The following is a 3,965-nucleotide window of genomic DNA, read 5'->3' as shown; positions in this document are numbered from 1 at the left end:
TTTGATTCCGAAGGCGCTGATGTCGCGCTTGGTGCCGTCGCCGAAGATATTGCCCTCGAGCACGAACTTGCCGTCCTTCTCGACTTGCGCCGAGGCGGGCGGCAGCCGGCCGGCTTCCGTCTGTGTGGAACTGGCGAACGAGTTCCACCAGCCCGAGGCGATGATCTGGTTCTTGTCGCGCAGCGACGAAACCAGGATGCCAAGGGTCGGTATGGTCCAGATCGCGACGAAGATGAGCACGGCGATGTGGACGCCGAAGCGGCTGGCGAAGGAATTTCCGGTCGCGACGGCCATCTCAATGTCCTCCCGTCTCTTTGTTCGCCTGTCGGATGTTCCAGACCATGATCGGAATGACCGCAATCATGATGATGATGGCGATGGTGGCGCCGCGGCCGAAATCGCCGCCGCCGCGGAACATCCAGTCGAACATCAGATTGGCCAGCACCTGGCTGTTCCACTGGCCGTTGGTCATGGTCAGCACGATGTCGAATACTTTGAGCACCAGAATGGTGATCGTGGTCCAGACCACGGCGATGGTGCCCCAGATCTGCGGCACCATGATCTTCCAGAAGATCTGGAACGGATTGGCGCCGTCGATGACGGCGGCTTCCAGCGTTTCCTCGGGGATGCCGCGCAGGGCGGAAGACAGGATGACCATGGCAAAGCCGGTCTGGATCCAGATCAGGATGATCATCAGGAAGAAATTGTTCCAGAACGGCAGCGATATCCAGACCTGCGGCTGGCCGCCGAAATGCTGGATGATGGCGTTGAGGATGCCGATCTGCGTCTGGCCCTCGCCCCGATACTCGTAGATGAATTTCCAGATCACGCTGGCGCCGACGAAGGAGATCGCCAGCGGCAGGAAGATCAGGCTCTTGGCGATCGTGCCCCACCAGATCTTGTCCGTAAGCACGGCGATGATCAGCCCGAGGAAGGTGCAGGCGGCCGGCACCACCGCCAGCCAGATGATGTTGTTGAGGATCGAGTTGCGGAACTCGCGGTCGCCGAACGCCCATTCATAGTTCGCCAGGCCGACGAAACTGATGCCGCCGCGATCGAGGAACGACAGCCGCAGCGTCTCGACCACCGGATAGATCAGGTAAATGGTGAGGATGATCATCGCCGGGCCGACGAACAGCCATGGGCGGACCAACCCTTGCCGGCGTAGATTGTCGATGGCCGCGGCACCGGCGACGCCGCGTGACGGGAATATCAGGTCGACCAGTTTGTTGGCGCCCCAGAAATAGGCGACGCAACCGCCGACGCCGACGATGATGACGAATATGGCCGAGAAAATCTGAGCCGCCATGGGTCCCTCTCCCCCTGCGCATGACCCGACAAGGAATGACCTTGGTGACGGGGACCAGGCGCCGATTCAGTTGTTTGGAGCGCGTCATCGGCGGCTTGCGCACATTGCCGATCGCGCTTCATGTCAATGCGCTCATGACGAAAGGCTGCGGCACGGGCCGCCGTCGGATCCGGGCCGGTACGGTCCGAATCCAGTGCGAGAATGGTTGGTCGTCTACGTGCCAGCCGTCTACTTGATGGCGTCCCAGCTCTTCTGGATGTCGGTGGCGACGTCCTGTGCCGACTTGCCGCCGACCAGGTCGATCATGCCGGTCCAGAAGGCGCCGGCGCCGATCTTGCCCGGCATCAGGTCGGAACCGTCGAAGCGGAAAGTCGAGGCATTGGCGAGGATTTCGCCCTGTTTCTTCAGCGCGTCGCTGGCATAGGCATCCTTGTTGACCGACTTGAGCGGCGTCACGAAGCCGCCCTCGGCCATCCAGATCTCGTGGGCGAGCGGCATCTTCAGGAATTCGATGAACGCGCGCGCACTCTTGCTGTCCTTGGTGATCATCGCCAGCGTACCGGCGCCGAGCACGGGCGTGCCCAGTTCAGGCTTGGCGGCATAGGGCGGGAAGTAGAAGAAGTCCGCGTCCTGGCCGACCTTGGTGCCTTCCGGGAAGAAGGTCGGAATGAACGATGCCTGGTGGTGCAGGTAGCATTTCGGCGGCACCGAAAAGAGGCCCTTCGGGCTGTCGCGGAAGTCGGTCGCCGCAACCGCCTTGGCGCCGCCGTCGACCATCTTGTCGTCGGTCGCGATCTTGCCGAAAATGTCGATGGCGTTGACCACCGCCGGATCGTTGAACGGGATCTCGTTCTTCACCCATTTGTCGTAGACCTCCGGAGGCTGGGTGCGCAGCATCAGGTCTTCGACCCAGTCGGTTGCCGGCCAGCCGGTGGCACCGCCGGAGCCGAGGCCGATGCACCACGGCTTGCCGCCATCGGCGATGATCTTCTTTTCGAGATCGGCGAGTTCTTCCTGGGTCTTCGGCACCTTGTAGCCGGCTTCCTCGAAATTGTCCGGCGAGTACCAGACCAGCGACTTCACGTCGGCCTTGTAAGGGAAGGCGAAGAAGCCCGGCTTGCCGTCCTTGTCCTTGAAGGTGCCGAGATCGACCCATGACTGGCCGGCGCCGTAATTGTCCTTGACCCATTTGGCGGTGTCGTCACCGAGCGGCGTCAAAAGGCCCTTCGACGCCAGGTCCTGGATGAGGCCCGGCTGCGGCAGCACGGCGATGTTCGGCGGGCTGCCGGCCTGCGTGTCGATGACGATCTGCTGCTCGTAATTCTCCGAGGAGGAGTATTTGATCTCGACGCCGGTGGCTTCCGAGAAATAGTCGAGGACGCCGCGCACCAGGCCTTCGTCCTCGCCGCGCCACGGTCCGAAGATCGACAGCGTTTCACCCTTGAGGTCGACTTTCTTGAGCTCTTCGTAGTTCGCCCAGTTGAAGCGCTTGTCTTCGCCGGGCTTGAACTTCAGTTCGGCCTGCGCGGGCGCGTTCAGGGCGAACGTGGCAAACGCAGCACCCAGCAAAAGCATTTTCTTCATCGGTATTCCTCCCAGTGGGTCTCACACACCGGACGGAACCTCCATTCCGCCCGCCGACGCCGCAGGACTGTGACTCAGTCGGAAAGGAACCGCAACCTTTCGAAGAGTCTTCCAAAGCGCTTTGGCTTTTTCGATCACGCCATTGAATCGCGGGGAAGTCAAGAGGCTGGCGAATCAATCGATTTAGGTTCGCGCATTTTCGCCCTAAAAGTGCGTCGCAGCATGCTATTATGGCAGTGCAGCAGCAATTTTTGTTTCAAACATGCCCAAACCGCGTCTATGGTTGGGCTTCGTATGGCTCGGCCCCGGTGGCACTTGGGTCGATTCAATTTAAAAGCGCTTTGAGGGAATGGAGACTTTCGTGAACCTCAAGCAGCTCGCCCACATGCTGGCACTTTCGCAAACCACGGTAAGCCGCGCGCTGAACGGCTATCCCGAGGTCAACGAGGAGACGCGCAGGCGTGTCATGGATGCCGCCAAGCGCCATGGCTATCGGCCCAACCCGAGCGCGCGCCGGCTGGCGACCGGCAAGACCGGCATGATCGGCTATGTCCTGCCGACCGGTGCGTCCGTCGACATCGATCCGCATTTCGTCGAGTTCCTGTCCGGCCTTGGCGACTATGCCCGCTCGCACGAGCTCGACCTTGTGCTGTCGCCGGCCGACGCCGACGACCAGGAGACGACCTACCGGCGCATCGTCGCCAACCGGCAGGTCGACGCTGTTTATATCTCCTCTCCAAGGCCCGCTGACCGGCGCGTGGCGCTGGTCAACACGCTCGGCATTCCCTTCATCGTCCATGGCCGCAGTGAGGGCTTCGATTTCGACTACGCCTTCACCGACATCGACAATGAGGGCGCCTTCCACGAAGCGGCCAGGCTGCTGATCCAGCTCGGTCATCGGCGGCTGGCGCTGATCAACGGTGACGGCCGCGAGACCTTCGCCATCCATCGCGAACGCGGCGTGCGCCGGGCACTCGCCGCGAGCGGACTGACATTGATCGAACGCCATGTCTGCTCGGTCGATATGACCGAGGAGAACGGCTACCGCGCCACCAGGCGTTTGCTGGAAGGG

Annotated in this window: 3 protein-coding genes and 1 pseudogene; 1 reads left to right on the top strand and 3 read right to left on the bottom strand. The window is 61.7% G+C overall.

All coding sequences use genetic code 11. The annotated features are described in order from the left end of the window. The 3 genes and pseudogenes from EOA22_RS26445 to EOA22_RS26435 all read right to left on the bottom strand — a co-directional run. Window positions 1-294: pseudogene (locus EOA22_RS26445) on the bottom strand (carbohydrate ABC transporter permease); the annotation flags it as partial. A gap of 1 nt (window position 295) precedes the next feature. Further along, complete coding sequence (locus tag EOA22_RS26440; protein WP_063169814.1) at window positions 296-1,309, bottom strand: sugar ABC transporter permease; 1,014 nt, start codon at window positions 1,307-1,309, stop codon at window positions 296-298. A 228-nt stretch (window positions 1,310-1,537) separates the two neighbouring features. After that, window positions 1,538-2,893 carry an ABC transporter substrate-binding protein gene (locus EOA22_RS26435; RefSeq protein WP_013528261.1) on the bottom strand — a complete coding sequence of 452 codons (1,356 nt, stop codon included), beginning with the start codon at window positions 2,891-2,893 and terminating at the stop codon, window positions 1,538-1,540. Window positions 2,894-3,254: 361 nt separating this feature from the next. Between EOA22_RS26435 and EOA22_RS26430 the strand changes: the two genes are divergently transcribed. Then, window positions 3,255-3,965: LacI family DNA-binding transcriptional regulator (locus tag EOA22_RS26430; protein WP_164755833.1), on the top strand; the 711-nt coding region annotated here is incomplete at its 3' end.

Origin of the sequence: Mesorhizobium sp. M7A.F.Ca.US.014.04.1.1 (assembly GCF_003998745.1) — a bacterium.
Taxonomy (GTDB): Bacteria; Pseudomonadota; Alphaproteobacteria; order Rhizobiales; family Rhizobiaceae; genus Mesorhizobium; species Mesorhizobium ciceri.
The sequence above is the reverse complement of the archived record's forward strand: the minus strand, read 5'-3'. Positions and strand labels throughout refer to the sequence as shown.

Coding starts and splice junctions, on each gene's coding strand:
- EOA22_RS26435 (WP_013528261.1), bottom strand. CDS start 2,893: ATGAAGAAAATGCTTTTGCTGGGTGCTGCGTTTGCCACGTTCGCCCTG.
- EOA22_RS26440 (WP_063169814.1), bottom strand. CDS start 1,309: ATGGCGGCTCAGATTTTCTCGGCCATATTCGTCATCATCGTCGGCGTC.